The 15,970-nt window shown below is 72.2% G+C and carries 15 protein-coding genes; 5 read left to right on the top strand and 10 right to left on the bottom strand.

What is annotated here, in order from left to right:
• Positions 1-22 precede the first annotated feature (22 nt).
• From ACFVX6_RS33790 to ACFVX6_RS33765, 6 genes are all read right to left on the bottom strand, one after another.
• The gene (locus ACFVX6_RS33790; RefSeq protein ID WP_389698008.1) at positions 23-394 is read right to left on the bottom strand and encodes a cupin domain-containing protein; all 372 of its coding nucleotides are present in this window, start codon (positions 392-394) and stop codon (positions 23-25) included.
• A gap of 101 nt (positions 395-495) precedes the next feature.
• Complete coding sequence (locus ACFVX6_RS33785; protein ID WP_389698006.1) at positions 496-1,152, bottom strand: hypothetical protein; 657 nt, start codon at positions 1,150-1,152, stop codon at positions 496-498.
• Positions 1,153-1,188: 36 nt separating this feature from the next.
• The gene (locus tag ACFVX6_RS33780) at positions 1,189-3,048 is read right to left on the bottom strand and encodes a stealth family protein (protein ID WP_389698004.1); all 1,860 of its coding nucleotides are present in this window, start codon (positions 3,046-3,048) and stop codon (positions 1,189-1,191) included.
• A gap of 142 nt (positions 3,049-3,190) precedes the next feature.
• The gene (locus ACFVX6_RS33775) at positions 3,191-3,937 is read right to left on the bottom strand and encodes a succinate dehydrogenase/fumarate reductase iron-sulfur subunit (RefSeq protein WP_389698002.1); all 747 of its coding nucleotides are present in this window, start codon (positions 3,935-3,937) and stop codon (positions 3,191-3,193) included.
• Entirely contained in the window at positions 3,934-5,886 is a 1,953-nt protein-coding gene (locus ACFVX6_RS33770) for a fumarate reductase/succinate dehydrogenase flavoprotein subunit (RefSeq protein ID WP_389698000.1), read from the bottom strand. The genes ACFVX6_RS33775 and ACFVX6_RS33770 overlap by 4 nt, the downstream gene beginning before the upstream one ends.
• A 1-nt stretch (position 5,887) precedes the next feature.
• The gene (locus ACFVX6_RS33765; protein ID WP_389697998.1) at positions 5,888-6,592 is read right to left on the bottom strand and encodes a succinate dehydrogenase cytochrome b subunit; all 705 of its coding nucleotides are present in this window, start codon (positions 6,590-6,592) and stop codon (positions 5,888-5,890) included.
• Between the two features lie 95 nt (positions 6,593-6,687).
• On the opposite strand from ACFVX6_RS33765, the gene ACFVX6_RS33760 reads away from it, so the two are divergent.
• Positions 6,688-7,566, top strand: coding sequence for a LysR family transcriptional regulator (locus ACFVX6_RS33760; RefSeq protein WP_389697996.1), 879 nt, complete (start codon positions 6,688-6,690; stop codon positions 7,564-7,566).
• Between the two features lie 207 nt (positions 7,567-7,773).
• On the opposite strand, the gene ACFVX6_RS33755 is transcribed toward ACFVX6_RS33760, so the two are convergent.
• On the bottom strand, positions 7,774-8,139 hold the full coding sequence (locus ACFVX6_RS33755; RefSeq protein WP_389697994.1) for a hypothetical protein: 366 nt from the start codon (positions 8,137-8,139) through the stop codon (positions 7,774-7,776).
• A gap of 4 nt (positions 8,140-8,143) precedes the next feature.
• On the bottom strand, positions 8,144-8,788 hold the full coding sequence (locus tag ACFVX6_RS33750) for a TetR/AcrR family transcriptional regulator (protein WP_389697992.1): 645 nt from the start codon (positions 8,786-8,788) through the stop codon (positions 8,144-8,146).
• A gap of 105 nt (positions 8,789-8,893) precedes the next feature.
• Between ACFVX6_RS33750 and ACFVX6_RS33745 the strand changes: the two genes are divergently transcribed.
• On the top strand, positions 8,894-10,036 hold the full coding sequence (locus ACFVX6_RS33745) for an FAD-dependent monooxygenase (protein ID WP_389697990.1): 1,143 nt from the start codon (positions 8,894-8,896) through the stop codon (positions 10,034-10,036).
• An 85-nt stretch (positions 10,037-10,121) separates the two neighbouring features.
• Here the strand turns inward: ACFVX6_RS33745 and ACFVX6_RS33740 are convergent, their stop codons facing one another.
• Both ACFVX6_RS33740 and ACFVX6_RS33735 read right to left on the bottom strand, forming a co-directional pair.
• Complete coding sequence (locus ACFVX6_RS33740; RefSeq protein WP_389697988.1) at positions 10,122-12,311, bottom strand: putative bifunctional diguanylate cyclase/phosphodiesterase; 2,190 nt, start codon at positions 12,309-12,311, stop codon at positions 10,122-10,124.
• Positions 12,308-13,138 (bottom strand): SAM-dependent methyltransferase, encoded by an 831-nt coding sequence (locus ACFVX6_RS33735; RefSeq protein ID WP_389697986.1) that lies wholly within the window; start codon positions 13,136-13,138, stop codon positions 12,308-12,310. The genes ACFVX6_RS33740 and ACFVX6_RS33735 overlap by 4 nt, the downstream gene beginning before the upstream one ends.
• Positions 13,139-14,090: 952 nt before the next feature.
• Between ACFVX6_RS33735 and ACFVX6_RS33730 the strand changes: the two genes are divergently transcribed.
• The 3 genes from ACFVX6_RS33730 to ACFVX6_RS33720 all read left to right on the top strand — a co-directional run bounded on the left by ACFVX6_RS33730 (position 14,091) and on the right by ACFVX6_RS33720 (position 15,885).
• Positions 14,091-14,246: a hypothetical protein gene (locus tag ACFVX6_RS33730; protein ID WP_389697984.1), complete on the top strand. Its 156-nt coding sequence runs from the start codon at positions 14,091-14,093 to the stop codon at positions 14,244-14,246.
• Between the two features lie 39 nt (positions 14,247-14,285).
• Positions 14,286-15,056: a DUF4239 domain-containing protein gene (locus tag ACFVX6_RS33725; RefSeq protein ID WP_250741860.1), complete on the top strand. Its 771-nt coding sequence runs from the start codon at positions 14,286-14,288 to the stop codon at positions 15,054-15,056.
• A 208-nt stretch (positions 15,057-15,264) separates the two neighbouring features.
• Positions 15,265-15,885, top strand: a complete 621-nt coding sequence (locus ACFVX6_RS33720) for a hypothetical protein (RefSeq protein WP_389697982.1) — start codon at positions 15,265-15,267, stop codon at positions 15,883-15,885.
• Positions 15,886-15,970: the final 85 nt, after the last annotated feature.

The raw sequence follows: 15,970 nt of genomic DNA, 5'->3' as shown, positions 1-15,970 counted from the left end.
TGGTCACGCGCGAGGCGGGCGATCACGCGTCCTTGGGCCTGGCGAACTCTGCGTAGCCCTGCCAGTCGAGGACGACGCACTGCTCGTCGCCGAGAACCCAGGCGTCGTGGCCGGGGTCGATCTGGATGAAGTCTCCGGGCTGCGCCTCGATGCTGTCGCCACTGTCCATGACGATCTTCATCCGGCCGCTGATGATGTAGGCCACGTGGGCGGCCTCACAACTGTCGGTCCCTGCAATGGGCTTGATGTGCTGCGACCACTGCCATCCGGGCTCGAACACGGCCCGGCCGACCGGCCCGTTGTCGGTGTTGAGCAGGTCGAGCCTGCCCTTGCCGTCCTCGAACCGACGGGTCTCGTCTGCGGAATCGAAGCCCCTTCGCACGATTCCAGTCATGATCGTCGACCTCCCGGCGCACAACTGCCCCGAGTCCACTTCTCAGCGTACGCCCGTTCCGCGCAGTACTCGCGGTGTCCCGGCGCAGCCGCGCGCCACCGCTACGCGTCACCCTGGAGCAGGTGCTGCGGAAGCTCGCGGAAGGTCCAGACGCCCTGCCTGCGGGTGAAGGTCCACACCAGGTCGTAGCGGTCGGGCCAGGTGGCCGGCACTCCCAGCACGTCCTGCGCTCCGAGGCCCCGGATCAGGCGGGGCATCCCCTGGTGCTCCCAGCAGACCAGGACGGGCGTCCGCGCCGCCAGCACCGCCCTGGCCAGGGCGGGCTCGGCTCCGACGGCGAACTCCGCGCGGACGGGCGTACCCAGCGCGGTGGCGAGCGTCTCGACGGTCTGGCGGCACCGCGCGGGCGCCCCCTCCTTGCCGCCGGCCGCGAAGACGGCCCCGGGCCGGGGCAGGCGGGCACCCCGGGTCGGCGGGAAGAGAGCGGGCAGCTCCTGCGCGCGGCGCCGGCCCCGGACGGCGAGGAAGCCGGGGTCCTCGTTGCCCTCGTCGTCCTCGCCGGTGTCACCGGCGTACGGCTTCTCCGCGTGCCGGATGACCATGACCAGCACGTCCTCGGCTGTCTCGGGGCCGGGGCGCGGCGTAGGAGCCCGTTCCTCCCCGGCGCAGCCGGCCACCGCCAGCGGGGCGAGGGCGGCGGCCAGCACGCTACGGCGGCGCGGGCCGGATCCGGCGGGGGTGGGACGGCCTGGAGACATGCGCCCACTGTCACCCACGCCCGGGAGGGCGGTCGGTCACGGCGCGGCGGGAGCCGCTCCGATCATCCGATCGGCGGACCCGTCCTGGTCGTGCGCGGACGGGTCGCGGTCGTGCCCGGCGGGCCGGCCCTTCACGGCGGCCCGGACCGGAGCCTCGTACGGGGAGGCGACGGGGAAGTAGGCCTCCAGGAAGGCCTTGAGTTCGCGGTGCTGCACTTCGGGGGACACCTCGGTGCCCGAGTCGTCGGCGAGGCAGAAGGCGTCGGTGCCCCGATCGCGCAGGAGGCCGCCGAGCCGCTGGAGCTCCTTGTTCCCTGCGGTGGACACGTACGCGGTGGCCAGGTCGCCTTCCACCGCGCGCCCCTGGGCAAGTGCCAGGTGCAGGGCGAGGGTGACGGGGGCGAGGTCGGTGGCACTGCGGAAGACGGACCGGCTGGTCGCGTCGAGCCCGCCGGGCAGTGCCTCTTCCAGCCGGGCGTAGAGGGAGCGGGTCTGCGCGTACGGGGCGTGCGCGAGGATGCGCGGGTACGTGCGGCCGGCGAGCGCTTCCACCATGCGGCGGGTCGCCCGCTGCGAGGTGGTGTAGATGTCGTCGTGGCTGTCCGGGGAGCTGGGCGGGACGGCCCGGGTGTCGTGGAAGACCTTCGGCAGACCGGACGGCAGGAAGTAGTTCTGCGGGCGCTGGGGGCGGCCGAGGAAGATGTCGTCGTTGAAGTAGAGGTAGTGCTCGGCGAGGCCCGGGATGCGGTGCAGCTGGGTTTCGATGGCGTGCGAGTTGAAGACGGGCAGGGCGCCGGGGTCGGCGAACAGCTCCCGGTGGTGGACCACGGTGATTCCGGGGTGCTCCAGGGCCAGCCAGGCGGGGACCTGGTCGTCGGTGACGAGGAAGACCCTGCGGATCCAGGGCGCGTAGGCCGCGATGGAGCGCAGGCAGGAGCGCAGCTCGCCGCGGTCCCGGAAGCGGTGGTCGCCGCTGTCGGCGGCGTCGGCGGCAACGGGACCGCCGGCGGTGTCGGCACCGGCGGAGGTGTCGGCCTCGTCGGCCTTGCCGTCCGTGACACCGGCGGCGGCCGCCTCGGCCCGGTCCCGGCGGTGGCGCCACTGGGGGTCCGAGCCGTCCACCCAGGTGATCACGGCGTCGATGGGGAAGTCGATGTCCTCGGGGAAGCGGCGATCGAGGTCCGCCACGACCGGGTAGTCGCGGTCACCGATGCGCCGGCGGGCCGTGGCCTCCATGGAGGGAACCCACCAGCCGAAGGGGGTCTCCCGGAGCGAGGCGACCCCGCCGGGTCCGTTGGCCGGCTTCCAGAACTCCAGGTCGCAGCCCTGCTCGGCAGCCATGTGGAGGGTGTACCCCGAGGTGACCACGGGAATGTAGAGCCGGATCCCCGCGACGACTGCGCCGGGCGTCTCGGCCTCCACGGCGGCGACCGCCTCGGGCAGTTCCTCGGCGAGGACGGTGCCGAGCGCGGTGCGGTGGCCGAGGAGGTCGGCGTAGACGGGCCGGCCGGCGAAGCCCTTCGCGCAGGCGGCGAGCGCGTCGGCACGGGTGCCCGGGGCGAGCGCCACCCGGTGGACCAGTTCCCCGTCGGGGACCAGGCCGTAGGGCATCGATGCCGCTTCCAGTACCTCGGCGACCTCTCGGAGGTTCAGTTCGGCGAGTTCCGCGGGGAGCAGGTCGTCCCGTACGACGGCCAGCCGGCCCCCGTGTTCGACGATGCTCCCGGCTTCGGCCGCCTTCGCCAGGATCTCCTGTTCGCGGACGGCCCGCCGGGCCTCCCGCGCGTGCGCCGGAGTCCGGGACCCGCGTCCGCGCTCCGACCCTCTCGGCTGCGACGGCACAGCGGTCCGGGGCTGGAACGGCATCCAGCTCAGATGCCGACGGATGCCGCTCATGATCACCTCAGGGCTCGTGGACGCAGAAATCGGCCCCACCGTGCCTGGCGGCCCCCGGTGGCCGAAACTCACCTTACGGGTCGGTGTCCGAAAGGTGAACAGGATCTTTCCCCCGAGACCTCATTCTTATGAAATCCACAGGTCAGCGGGGGCCTCGACGAACCGCCCTCAACCACTCCTTGTTCATGGCGGCGATCGACGGCAGCGGGATCCCCTTGGGGCAGGCGGTGGCGCACTCGCCGGTCAGGGTGCACCCTCCGAAGCCCTCGGCGTCCATCGTGGCGACCATGTCCAAGACCCGGGTCTCGCGCTCCGGCGAACCCTGCGGGAGCACGTTCAGGTGGTTGACCTTGGCGGAGGTGAAGAGCATCGCGGAGCCGTTGGGGCAGGCCGCCACGCACGCACCGCAGCCGATGCACTCGGCGTGCTCGAAGGCGTAGTCGGCGTCGGGCTTGGGAACGGCCGTGGCGTGCGCCTCGGGGGCGGCGCCGGTCGGGGCGGTGATGTAGCCGCCGGCCTGGATAACCCGGTCGAGGGCCCCGCGGTCGACGACGAGGTCCTTCACGACGGGGAAGGCCGAGGCCCGCCAGGGTTCGACGTCGATGGTGTCGCCGTCGGCGAAGGAGCGCATGTGGAGCTGGCAGGTCGTGGTGCGCTCCGGCCCGTGGGCATCGCCGTTGATGACGAGGCTGCACGCCCCGCAGATGCCCTCGCGGCAGTCGTGGTCGAAGGCGACGGGGTCCTCTCCGCTCAGGATGAGGTCCTCGTTGAGCGTGTCGAGCATTTCGAGGAAGGACATGCCTTCCGAGATGCCGTCGACCTCGTACGAGGCCATCGCGCCGGGGGCGGCGGCGTTCTTCTGGCGCCAGACGCGCAGGGTGAGCTTCATGCGTAGCTCCGCTGGGTGGGGTGGACGTACTCGAAGACGAGGTCTTCCTTGTGCAGGACGGGCGCGGCGCCGGTTCCGGTGTACTGCCAGGCGGCCGCGTACCCGAACTCCTCGTCGCGGCGGGCGGCTTCACCGTCCGGGGTCTGGGACTCCTCGCGGAAGTGGCCCCCGCAGGATTCGGCGCGGTGGAGGGCGTCGAGGCACATCAGCTCGGCGAGCTCCAGGTAGTCGACGATGCGGTTGGCCTTCTCCAGGGACTGGTTGAACTCCTCGCCGCTGCCCGGCACCTTGATCCGCCGCCAGAACTCCTCGCGGATCTCGGGGATCCGGGCGAGGGCCTTCCGCAGGCCCTCTTCGGTCCGGGCCATCCCGCAGTACTCCCACATCAGTTCGCCGATCTCCCGGTGGAAGGAGTCGGGCGTGCGGTCCCCGTCGACGGCGAGCAACTTGGCGAGGCAGTCGCGGGTTTCACGGACGGCGGCCGCGGCCTCGGGGTGGGTGTCGTCGACGGTGTCCCGGTGCGGATGGCGGGCCAGGTAGTCGTTGATGGTGGAGGGCAGCACGAAGTAGCCGTCGCCGAGGCCCTGCATGAGCGCGGAGGCGCCCAGGCGGTTGGCGCCGTGGTCGGAGAAGTTGGCCTCGCCGATCGCGAACAGGCCGGGGACGGTGGTCTGGAGGTCGTAGTCGACCCACAGTCCGCCCATCGTGTAGTGCACGGCGGGATAGATCCGCATGGGGACCTCGTACGGGTTCTCCGCGGTGATCCGCTCGTACATGTCGAAGAGGTTGCCGTACTTCTCAGCGACCTTCTCCTTGCCCATGCGGCGGATGGCGTCGGCGAAGTCGAGGTAGACGCCCTGGCCGCCGGGGCCGACGCCGCGGCCCTCGTCGCAGACGTTCTTGGCCGCGCGGGAGGCGATGTCACGGGGCACGAGGTTGCCGAAGGAGGGGTAGATCCGCTCCAGGTAGTAGTCGCGTTCCGCTTCCGGGATGTCGGCGGCGGGGCGGGTGTCGCCCTTGGCCTTGGGGACCCAGATGCGGCCGTCGTTGCGCAGGGACTCGCTCATCAAGGTGAGCTTGGACTGGTGGTCGCCGGTGCGCGGGATGCAGGTGGGGTGGATCTGGGTGAAACAGGGGTTCGCGAAGTACGCACCGCGCCGGTGGGCCCTCCAGACGGCGGTCGCGTTGGAGTTCATGGCGTTGGTGGAGAGGTAGAAGACGTTGCCGTAGCCGCCGCTCGCGAGGACGACGGCGTCCGCGTAGTGGGTGTCGATCTTGCCGGTGACCAGGTCGCGGGCGACGATGCCGCGGGCCACGCCGTCGACGGTGATCAGGTCGAGCATCTCGGTGCGGGCGTGCATCTCGACGTTGCCGGCGGCGATCTGCCGCGAGAGCGCCTGGTAGGCGCCGAGCAGGAGCTGCTGTCCGGTCTGGCCGCGTGCGTAGAAGGTGCGGGAGACCTGGACGCCGCCGAAGGAGCGGGTGTCGAGGAGGCCGCCGTACTCGCGGGCGAAGGGGACGCCCTGGGCCACGCACTGGTCGATGATCTCGACGGAGATCTGGGCGAGGCGGTGGACGTTGGACTCGCGGGCGCGGAAGTCACCGCCCTTGACGGTGTCGTAGAACAGCCGGTGGACGGAGTCGCCGTCGTTCCGGTAGTTCTTGGCCGCGTTGATACCGCCCTGGGCGGCGATGGAGTGGGCGCGGCGCGGGGAGTCGGAGAAGCAGAACTGGACGACGTGGTAGCCCTGTTCGGCGAGGGTGGCGCCGGCGGCGCCGCCGGCCAGGCCGGTGCCGACGACGATGACGGTGTGCCCCCGCCGGTTGGCCGGGTTGACCAGCTTGGCCTCGAAGCGGCGGCGGTCCCAGCGCTCGGCGATGGGGCCTTCGGGGGCCTTGGCGTCGGCGATCGGGTCGCCGGTGGTGTAGTCGGCGTAGTCGTTGCTCATGTCAGCTCACCACTCCGGTCATGACGGCGACGGGCACGGACACGAAGCCCGCGAAGAGGACGAGGGCGAGGGCGTTGGCGAGGAACTTCAGCGTCCTGTCCCGCCGGGCGTTGCCCGCGCCCAGGGTTTGGGCGGCGCTCCAGAAGCCGTGGCGGACGTGCAGTCCCAGGGCGGCCATCGCCACGAGGTAGATGGTGTTGCCGTACCAGGTGGAGAAGGTGGCGAGGACGTTCTCGTACGGATGTCCGGCCCAGGCCCGCTCGTTCACGGTGAGCGTGGTGAGGTCGAGCAGGTGCCAGACGATGAAGAGGGCGAGGATGATGCCGCCCCAGCGCATGGTGCGGGTGGCGTAGCTCGCGCGGCGGCGCTTGTGGGCGTACTTCACCGGGCGCGCCTTGATGTCGCGGCGGCTGAGCTGGTAGGCGCAGACTCCGTGCGCGACGACGGCCGCGAGCAGGGCCGCGCGGACGATCCACAGGGCCCACTCGTGGTGCAGGAAGGGCGAGCCGAGAGTGCGGAGCCAGTGGGCGTAGCCGTTGAACTCCTCCGCCCCGAAGAAGATCTTGAGGTTGCCGAGCATGTGCACGACGAGGTAGCCGAGCATGATCAAACCGGAGACGGCCATCACGGCCTTCTTGCCGACGGAGGAGTCCCAGAGCGTGCGCGTGGTGGACGGCCGTCGATCCGTCCGCGTTGCCAGAGCCATGACATTGACCGTAGGGACGAAGGTCCCGAAAGGTCCAAGACATGACGGAGCTGAAGTCGATAGGCCCTGCCTATGTAGGGCGCTAGCCTGGGGTCATGCAGTTCCAGCAACTGGTCTACTTCGTCGCCGTCGCCGAGACCCGGCACTTCACGCGCGCGGCCGAGCGCGAGCACGTGGCCCAGCCTTCCCTGTCGCAGCAGATCAAGGCGCTCGAACGGGAGCTGGGCGCCGAGCTCTTCAGCCGGGCCCGCGGGAACATCACGCTCACCGACGCCGGCGAGACCCTGCTGCCGCTGGCCCGGCGGATCCTCGCGGACGCGGACACGGCGCGGCTGGAAGTGCAGGAGCTGGCGCAGCTGCGGCGCGGCCGGATCCGACTGGGGGCCACCCCGAGCCTGTGCACCGGCCTGCTGCCGGGCGTGCTCCGCGCCTTCCACACCGCGCATCCGGGGATCGAGCTGCTGATCGAGGAGAGCGGTTCGCTGGACCTCGTACGGGAGCTCGCGCGCGGCTCCCTGGACCTCGCGCTGATCGCCCTGCCGCTGCCCCCCTCGGCCCCGGCGCTGACCACGGTGAAGCTGCTGACGGAGGACCTGGTGGTGGTCTCCTCCGCGGCGCTGCCGCCTCCGGCGGGGGGCGGTTCGCTCACGGTGTCCGCGCTGCGCGACGAGCCGATGGTCATGTTCCGGCACGGCTACGACCTGCGGGACCTGACGGTGGCGGCCTGCCGGGCGGAGGGCTTCGAGCCGGTGTTCACGGTGGAGGGAGGCGAGATGGACGCGGTACTGGGCTTCGTCCGCGCGGGGCTCGGCATCGCGGTGGTCCCGGCGATGGTCGTCGACCACGCGGGCTCCGGCCTGCGCGCCACGCCCCTGGCGGGCTCCCCCCTGCGCCGCACGATCGCCCTGGCCCACCGCACGGACGTGGCACCCCCGCGCGCGGCCCGCGAACTGAAGCGCATCCTGCTGGGCTGAGGACCCTCGGCGCCTGGGTTCGGGGCGGGGCGGGGTCCGGGTTCGGGCCCCGGTTCGGGCCGGGGGCCGGGTCCGGGCCGGGGGCCGGGGGCCGGGTCCGGGCCGGGGGCCGGGCCGGGGTTCGGGCCGGGGTTCGGGCCGGGGTTCGGGCCGGGGGCCGGGTCCGGGCCGGGGGCCGGGTCCGGGGGCCGGAGTTCGGGCCCGGGTTCACGGCCCGGGTTCAGGTCCGGGTCGGGGCCCGGATTCGGGTCCGGGTTCGGCCGCCGGGGCCACGACCGTGGCCGTCCACGATCCCGGCTCCGACTGCGGGTCCCAGACCACCACGACCTCTCGCCCGTGGAAGTCGCGGGCAAGCCCCTGCACCAACTCGGCGGCAGCCCGCTGCGCCTCTTCCGGGGCCGCACCGGAGGGGACGTCGAGAAGCCCGCCGCGCAAGATCCCGCCGTTCCCGGTGAACACCCCGGTCCGCCAGCCGTCCATCCCCGCACCGCCCCGGCCGGCCAGCAGGACCAGGCCGGTGGGCAGGCCGAAGGGGGGCACCCGCTTCTTCACCTTCCGGTTCGTTCGGGCCATGACGTCAGGACCGGCGGGCGGGCAGCGCCCGGTCGAGGCCGCCGGACAGGAGGGCGAAGGCACGCTCCGCGTCGGCCACGGCCGCGGGGTGGGCCTCGTCGGCGCTCTGGCCGGCGTCGATGCGGCGCCAGTTCTCCCGGCCGAGTTCCTGCCGGGCCGCCACCAGGTATCCCGCAGCCAGACGGGCCGCGAGCGGGTCGACCGCTTCGGATTCCAGTACGGCGGCGAGCAACTCCACCTCGCGGGCGGTGTAGTGGGCCAGCCGGGATTCCAGGCTGGCGGTGCCGTAGAGCAGCCCCTCGAAGGCGAGCACGTTCGGGTGGTCGCAGAGGCCGGTGATCGGGTCCCTCTCGGCGAGCGCCGCCAGGAAGTGCGCGCGCACGGCCGCCACCGGCGTCTGCCCCGCAGCCCGGTCGCGCACGATGCGCGCCGCCTCGTCCTGATGGTCGGCGAAGCGGTCGAGGACCAGGTCCTCCTTGCTGGGGAAGTAGCGGAACAGCGTGGGCTTGGAAACCTCGGCGGCCGCCGCGATGTCCGCCACCGAGACGGCGTCGAAGCCTCGCTCCAGGAAGAGCTCCAGCGCCGTGGCCGCCAACTGTTGGCGCGTACGGAGCTTCTTGCTCTCGCGCAGACCCTTCGTGTTCTCCATGCGTCCAGCCTAACACGAACGAGTGACCCAGTTAGTTTTATGACCGGGTTGCTTTTTCTCTCGGGAGCCGCTTTCCTTGAGATACCGACGACGAGGGGACGTCTCATGACTGACGCAATGGACGACGCGAGGGACGCGGTGGGCGCAGTGGGCGCAGTGGGCGCAGTGGATGGCGCGGATCGTGCGGACGTGCTGATCGCGGGATCCGGCCCGACCGGCCTCACGCTCGCCTGCGATCTGGCCCGCCGCGGCATCGCGGTGCGGATCATCGAAGGCCGCCCGGGACCGCACCGCGAGTCCCGGGGCAAGGGCCTCCAGCCGGACAGCCTCGCCTTCTTCGAGGAGCTCGGCGCAGCCGACTCCTTGAGGGGCAAGGGACGCGAGGGCGTGGTGCTGCGCAAGTACTTCGACGGGGAGCCCGTCAAGGACACCTCCGTGGAGGGAGGCCTGCTCATCGGGCAGTGGCAGGTGGAGGAGACCCTGCGCGACCGGCTGGCGGAGCTGGGCGTGCGCGTCGAGTACGGGGCCCGGCTCGCCGGAATCACCCAGGACGCGGGCGGTGTCCGCGCGCAGCTGGAGGACGGCACCGTGATCCGGGCCGGCTATCTGGCGGGGTGCGACGGCGGGCACAGCACCACCCGTGGACTCCTCGGCATCCCCTTCGAGGGGAGCGGGGAGGAGGAGCCGGCGATGGTGCTCGGGGACGTCGAGGCGCCGGGGCTCAGCCGCGCGTTCTGGCACCAGTGGTTCACGTCGGACGGGGGCGGGATCCTGCTCTGCCCGATGCCGGGGACGGACACGTTCCAGCTGCAGGCCGCTCCCGAGACGGACGAGCGGGGCGAGGCGCTGCCGCCCTCACTGGAGAGCTTCCAACGGCTCTTCGACCGGCACGCCCGGATGCCGGGGATACGGCTCGCGGAGCCCACCTGGCTCTCCTCCTGGCGGGTCAACGTCCGCATGGCCACCCGGATACGCGAGGGCCGGGTCTTCCTCGCCGGTGACGCGGCGCACGTCCACCCCATAGCCGGCGGGCTGGGCATGAACACCGGCATCCAGGACGCCGCCGCCCTCGGCCGGACGCTGGCCGCCGTCCTCTCCGGGGCGGCCGGGGAGGACGCGCTCGACGGATACCAGGCGGAGCGGCTGCCGGTGGCCGCCCAGGTCCTGGCCGACACGGCCCGGCGCTACGAGCGGGTGGTGGCGGCCGTCCGCGAGCCGGGCCGGGGCACGGAGGCGGGCCTGGAGTGACGCCGGCCCGACGCACGGACCGCGCGGGCCGTGCCCACCGAGGTGGCCGGGGCTGCGGCCCCGAAGCGGGCGGCCCGGGCGGCGCTCAGAGGGTGGGTACCGCGTCCGACAGGGACAGCGTGTGGATGCGGTCGGCGGCTCCCGGGCGGGCGTAGTACCAGCCCTGGGCCGTGTCGCAGCCGAGTGCTCGGAGCTGTGCGGCCTGCGCGCCGGTCTCCACGCCCTCGACGGTGACGGCAAGTTCGAGGCTGTGGGCCAGGGCGACTATGCCCTCCACGATCTTGACGTCGACCGGGTTGGCCGGGTGCTGCTGCATGCCCTTGGTGAAGGAGCGGTCCAGCTTCAGAACGCTGACGGGTAGGCGGCGCAGGTTGGCCAGGTTCGAGTAGCCGGTGCCGAAGTCGTCGAGGGCGATGTCCACGCCCAGGGCGGCGAGTCGGCGCAGCGGCTCGAGGAGTTCGTCGTCGGCGCCGATCAGGGCCGACTCGGTGACCTCCAGGCACAGCGTGCCCGGAGTCAGGCCCGAGGACTCCAGGACACGGATCGTGTCGGCGACCAGGCCGGGATGGTGCAACTGGGTCGGCGACAGGTTGACGTTGATCCGCAGGGTGGCGCCGCCCTTTTGGTGCTGCCAGGCGCGGGCCTGGCGGACGGACTCCTCCAGGACCCAGCGGCCGAGCGGCACGATCAGTCCGGTGCGTTCGGCGAGCGGAATGAACCGGTCCGGCCCGAGCACCCCGTGCTGCGGGTGCGACCAGCGCACCAGCGCCTCGGCACCGTGCACGCTGCCGTCGTGCATGTGGACCAGCGGTTGGTACTCGATGAAGAACTCGCCGCGTTCCAGCGCGGCCGGGAGGGCGTTGGTCAGTCCGTGCCGGGTGATGGCGCGCGCGTCGGCAGCGGCGTCGGCGAACTCGAACCGGTTGCCGCCCGCCGCCTTGGCCCGGTACATGGTGATGTCGGCGCTGCGCAGCACCTCCGCCGGGGTGCGCTCGCGGGCCGGGCCCTCGACGATGCCGATGCTGCCCCGGACCGTCAGCTCCCGGCCCTCCAGCCGGATCGGGACGGAGAGGGCGGAGAGGATCCGGACGGCGAGTTCGGTGGCCTTCTCCTCGGTGTCGGGTCCGGTGGTCAGCGCCACGAACTCGTCGCCGCCGAGCCGCGCGACCACCTCGCCCGGTCCCGTCGCGCAGCTCTGCAGGCGGTCGGCGACCTCCACCAGCAGCCGGTCGCCGGCCGAGTGGCCGAGGCTGTCGTTGACCGCCTTGAAGCCGTCGAGATCGAGGTAGCACAGGCCGAAGCGCGAACCGCCCGAGCCGCTCAGGGCCTTCTCCAGACGCTCGAAGAAGAGCGTCCGGTTGGGCAGGCCGGTCAGGGCGTCGTGGGTGGCTTCGTAGCGCAGGCGCAGGTTCAGCAGCCGGCGCTCGGTGGTGTCCTCCATCAGGGCCAGCTGGTACTGCGGCACGCCCTCGGCGTCGCGCAGCAGCGAGACCGTCAGGTTGGTCCACAGCACGGTCCCGTCGTGCCGGTAGTACGGCTTCTCGACGCGGTAGCTCTCGCGTTCGCCGCGCACGAGCTCCCCGTACATCCGCCAGACGTGCGGGGTGTCGTCGGGGTGGCTCCATTCGCTGACGTTGCGGCCGCGGACGTGCCCGTCCATGCCGCCGAACATCTGGAGCAGCGCGTCGTTGATCTCCAGGACGTTGCCCTCCAGATCGGCGATGCCGATCCCGATGGCCGCGCCCTCGAAGACCGCCCGGAAGCGCTCCTCGCTGGCGTGCAGAGCCTGCTGGGCGTCGATGCGGGCGGTCAGGGCGGAACGGGCGATGGCCTCCTGCTCCTTGAGCGTGCGCTCGCGCAGTGCACGGGCGAATCCGGCCGCGATGCCGTGCTGGAGCCGGGCGCAGCGGGACCGGTACTCCTCGGTTCCCTCGACGCTCTCGGCGTCGGGGCCGTCCGGGCCGCAGTACAGCACCAGGTAGGACTCGACGACGCCGAGCGTGCCGGCCAGGGCCTCCGGGTCGGTGCAGTGGACCGCGACGAGCTCCTCCCCGACCCGCTGGCCGACGGAGGAGTCGAAGGGGCGGGCGCGCAGGGCCTCGACGAGGGTGCGGGTGAGCGGTACGAGGTGGCGTTCGAACTCGCCGCGGGTGAGCGAGGTCGCGGTGACCGGGAAGATCGCTCTCCCCCAGATGGTCGCGAACCGCCCGATCCGGTCCTCCAGACCGCCCTGCGGCGCGGCCGGGTCGTCCGCCGTCTGCGTGGGCAGTCTCACGCCTTGCGTCCCACTCCTGCGAAGCCCGAGAAGGCATAGGGGTCTTCGTCCGCGGCATCGCCCTCCGACCCACCGGTCGTGTCGGGCCGCCAGTCGGGCATGGACACCAGTCCGGGCTCGATCAGGCCGAAGCCGTCGAAGAAGCGCCGGATCTGCTCCGCGTCCCGCATGACGAGCGGATTGCGGATCTCGCGGTAGACGTCGACGGTTCCGCTCGCGACCTCCTCCGAGAGCGGGATCCCCTCGTACGAGGCGTGCGTGAGGATCAGCAGGCTGCCGGGGGCCAGGGCGTCGCACAGGTGGGCGACGGCCTCGTAGGGCTCGTCCGCGTCCTCCAGGAAGTGCAGGACGGCGACCAGCATCAGGGCGACCGGGCGGCTCAGGTCGAGCCCCTGCGCGACCTCGGGGGCGGTCAGGATGTCCTGGGGCTTGCGCAGGTCCGCGGCGACGACCCCGGTCCGCTCGGTGCCGGCCAGGACGGCCTGGCTGTGGGCGACGGCCACCGGGTCGTGGTCGACGTAGACCACGCGTGCCTCGGGGCTGGCGGCCTGGGCGATCTCGTGGACGTTGCCGAAGGTGGGGATGCCGGAGCCGATGTCGAGGAACTGCGTCACGCCCTCGGCGACGGCGTACCGGACGGCACGGCGCATGAATGCCCGGTTCGCCTGCATGATCTTGGGCAGGCCCGGCATGAATTCCATGGCCCGACGGGCCGCCTGCCTGTCGACCTCGAAATTGTGGGAGCCGCCCAGGTAGTAATCGTAGATGCGGGACACGCTCGGCACCGATATGTCGATGCCTTGCGGGGCCCAGGCGGGGCGCTCCATCGGGGTCTCCAAGCCTTGGTCTTGCAGTGGTCCGGGCGGATCGGACTCCTGTCCGAGCCGAATGTACTGATCATTGCCCAACGGAGCGAGCGAAAGCGGAAATTGGCGATCCGTTCTTCGTCACACGTCAAAGGCCGAACGACCGAGGCCCGGAGAATGATCGAAACCGACAAATACCTTTTGGGAAAAGGTCGGTGAACGATCGGGCACGACGCGAATCTGGCTCAAACCTCCGTAGCCAAAGCCTCACCCGTTCAGGCGAACCAAGGTCAACCTTCCCGCGCGCGGGCGCGCGCGACCCCATGATCCCCGGGTGAAAAGAGCCTCTTCCAGGCGCCTGCTGGCAGTCCCGGTCCTCCTGTGGGCGGCCCTGTCCGCGACACCGGCCATGGCCGATAGCAGCGCATACGCGACGATCGACGCCGGCGACAGGGCGAGCGCCGTCAGGCCTGCCGCGTCCGCCTCGGGCGGCGCGACCGGGGGTTCCCGAGGTGGCGGACGTCACGGCGACCAGGGCCGCCAGAGCGACCACGGCAACCGGGGCGGACGGGGGGATCGCGGGAACCAGGGCGGCCCGGGCAACCACGGCGGCCCCGGTCAGGGCCCCGGACCCGGTCAAGGCCACGGCCACGGCCACGGCGGACACGGCCACGGTCACGGCCCCGGCGGCCACCACGGCCACCCGCCCTGCCCACCGCCGCCTCCCCCGCCGTGCCCGCCCAAGCCCACCCCGAAGCCCCCGCCGCCGCCACCGAAGCCCACGCCGCCCATCCCGACTCCTCCCCCGCCCCCGCCACCTCCGCCACCGCCCGCTCCGAAGCCGGTACCGAAACCCCCCGAGCCGGCCCCGCCCCCCACGCGCCCGGCCCCCGCTCCCCCGGCCCCCAAGCCGGCCCCGAAGCCGGTCCCGAAACCCGCCGCCAAGCCCCCCGCACCGCAGGCGCCGCCGCGGGTGATCCCCGCGGCCGCGCCCAAGAAGCCGGTCGCCCGCCCCGCGTACCACGCGGCGGCGCGCAAGCCGGTGGAGCGCCACATCTCACCGGTGACCTTCACCTTGATGACCGCGGCCCCCGCGGTGCTCGCGATCGTCGCGCTGCGCCCGCGGTAGAGCCGCCGCATTCCACCCCGTAATCGATTGGGAGTCATCTTGTCGGAATGGCTCGTCCTGTCCCTGGCGATGGCCGCGGCGTGTGCCGTGGTGCTGTCCATCGCCTTCTTCAATCAGCGCCGGATCGGTGAGGACGACGATCCCAGCGAGACCCCGGACGTCATCGAGTACATGACGATGATGATCGGCGTGATCTACGCGATCGTGCTGGGCCTGGCGATCGCCGGAGTCTGGGAGGGCCGCGGGGCCGCCCAGGAATACGTGCGCCAGGAATCGCAGGCCCTGCACGAGATCAGCGTCCGCTCCGAGGTCTACCCGGCGGACGTGCGCAAGAAGATCAGGTCCGACGTCGACGCCTACGTGACCTACGTCGTCGACACCGAATGGAAGGAGATGGCCGAGAACGGCGAGCTGACGGACCGCAGCGGGGAGCTGCTGGAACGCATCCGCCGCGATGTGACGGACTACGAACCGCAGACCGACCACGAGGGCCAGGCCTACCAGCCGCTCGTGGACCAGGTCGCCGTGGTCGACGACGCGCGCAACGCGCGCGGCCAGAGCGCCGGGGCCACCATGCCCGGGGTGGTCTGGTTCGGCCTGATCGCCGGGGCCCTGGTGACGGTGGGGCTGATCTTCACCCTCCAGATCAGGCGCTCGTTCCGGGAGCTGCTGCTGGCCGGGCTGTTCAGCGCGCTGATCGCGTTCCTGCTGTTCCTCATCTGGGACTTCGACGCACCCTTCGGCCGGGGCATCGCCGCCACCGCCGAGCCGTTCCTGTCCCAGTTCCCGCATCTGGGCCTGGGCGACTGACACCGCGTCGTCCGCTGCCGGGCCCCGCAGCCCGTCAAACCGGGGACGGTCCTCCCGTCCCCGGTTCGGCCCATCGCCATGCCCCATTCGCCCGTTCCTGATCGCGGGTCACCGCGCCCGGACCTAGCGTGGCGGACATCGAGGCGCACGCCCCCCCACGTGCGGAAACCGTTCCGCGGCTGCTCCTCGGGGATCCGGAGAATCAACCATGGGCGCGATACCCACCTCCCCCACAGCCCTGTTGGGCGCCGCCGCGGCGGGCGCCCTCCTGATGTTCGGCGCGGCGGCCGCGCCCGCCGCGCGCGCGGCCGAGGCCGCGCCCATCACCTCCTTCGGTTTCGCCATCACCCCCTCGACGGTCGCCCCCGGCGGCCAGGTGGTGCTGTCCGTCACCGGCTGCAACGCCGCCTTCGCCACCGTCTCCTCCGGCGTCTTCGACACCGTGAGCATCGACCGGGGCAAGACCGCACGGGTCACCGTGGACCGGGACGCGCGGCGCGGAGCCCAGTACTCCGTCTCCTTCACCTGCGCCGGCGAGACCGGCTCGGCCGACCTCACGATCACCGGCGGCACCGGCAAGCCCACGACCAGTTCCACCGTCGGTGCCCGGAGGAGCGCGAGCGCCGCCGCCGGTACGAGTACGGGTACCAGCGCCGGCACCGGTACGGGCGCTTCGCGCCGCGCCGCCCTCGGCGTCCGCGGAGGCCTCGGCGGCAGTGTGGCCGGGCTCGATCCCCTGGAACTCGGCGCCGGAGCGGGGCTCGTCCTCGGCGGGCTGGTCGGTCTCGGCTACGCCCTGCGCCGCCGGGACATCCGCCGCATCCACTGACCGGGCCGCACCACCGGTCCACCCCTCCCCCGTACGCACACCCGCTCGATCTCCCCGGAAACGCCGGTCGCCCCGTGTCCTGGCC

The sequence above is a fragment of the Streptomyces sp. NPDC058289 genome, assembly GCF_042880975.1.
Classification (GTDB): Bacteria; Actinomycetota; Actinomycetes; order Streptomycetales; family Streptomycetaceae; genus Streptomyces; species Streptomyces stoeckheimensis.
The sequence above is the reverse complement of the archived record's forward strand: the minus strand, read 5'-3'. Positions and strand labels throughout refer to the sequence as shown.

What these genes read in the sequence shown, in the direction of transcription:
- ACFVX6_RS33765 (WP_389697998.1), bottom strand. Translation starts at nt 6,592, where the DNA reads ATGGCTCTGGCAACGCGGACGGATCGACGGCCGTCCACCACGCGCACG.
- ACFVX6_RS33720 (WP_389697982.1), top strand. Translation starts at nt 15,265, where the DNA reads ATGGGCGCGATACCCACCTCCCCCACAGCCCTGTTGGGCGCCGCCGCG.
- ACFVX6_RS33775 (WP_389698002.1), bottom strand. Translation starts at nt 3,937, where the DNA reads ATGAAGCTCACCCTGCGCGTCTGGCGCCAGAAGAACGCCGCCGCCCCC.
- ACFVX6_RS33755 (WP_389697994.1), bottom strand. Translation starts at nt 8,139, where the DNA reads ATGGCCCGAACGAACCGGAAGGTGAAGAAGCGGGTGCCCCCCTTCGGC.
- ACFVX6_RS33735 (WP_389697986.1), bottom strand. Translation starts at nt 13,138, where the DNA reads ATGGAGCGCCCCGCCTGGGCCCCGCAAGGCATCGACATATCGGTGCCG.
- ACFVX6_RS33770 (WP_389698000.1), bottom strand. Translation starts at nt 5,886, where the DNA reads ATGAGCAACGACTACGCCGACTACACCACCGGCGACCCGATCGCCGAC.
- ACFVX6_RS33790 (WP_389698008.1), bottom strand. Translation starts at nt 394, where the DNA reads ATGACTGGAATCGTGCGAAGGGGCTTCGATTCCGCAGACGAGACCCGT.
- ACFVX6_RS33760 (WP_389697996.1), top strand. Translation starts at nt 6,688, where the DNA reads ATGCAGTTCCAGCAACTGGTCTACTTCGTCGCCGTCGCCGAGACCCGG.
- ACFVX6_RS33745 (WP_389697990.1), top strand. Translation starts at nt 8,894, where the DNA reads ATGACTGACGCAATGGACGACGCGAGGGACGCGGTGGGCGCAGTGGGC.
- ACFVX6_RS33785 (WP_389698006.1), bottom strand. Translation starts at nt 1,152, where the DNA reads ATGTCTCCAGGCCGTCCCACCCCCGCCGGATCCGGCCCGCGCCGCCGT.
- ACFVX6_RS33780 (WP_389698004.1), bottom strand. Translation starts at nt 3,048, where the DNA reads ATGAGCGGCATCCGTCGGCATCTGAGCTGGATGCCGTTCCAGCCCCGG.
- ACFVX6_RS33750 (WP_389697992.1), bottom strand. Translation starts at nt 8,788, where the DNA reads ATGGAGAACACGAAGGGTCTGCGCGAGAGCAAGAAGCTCCGTACGCGC.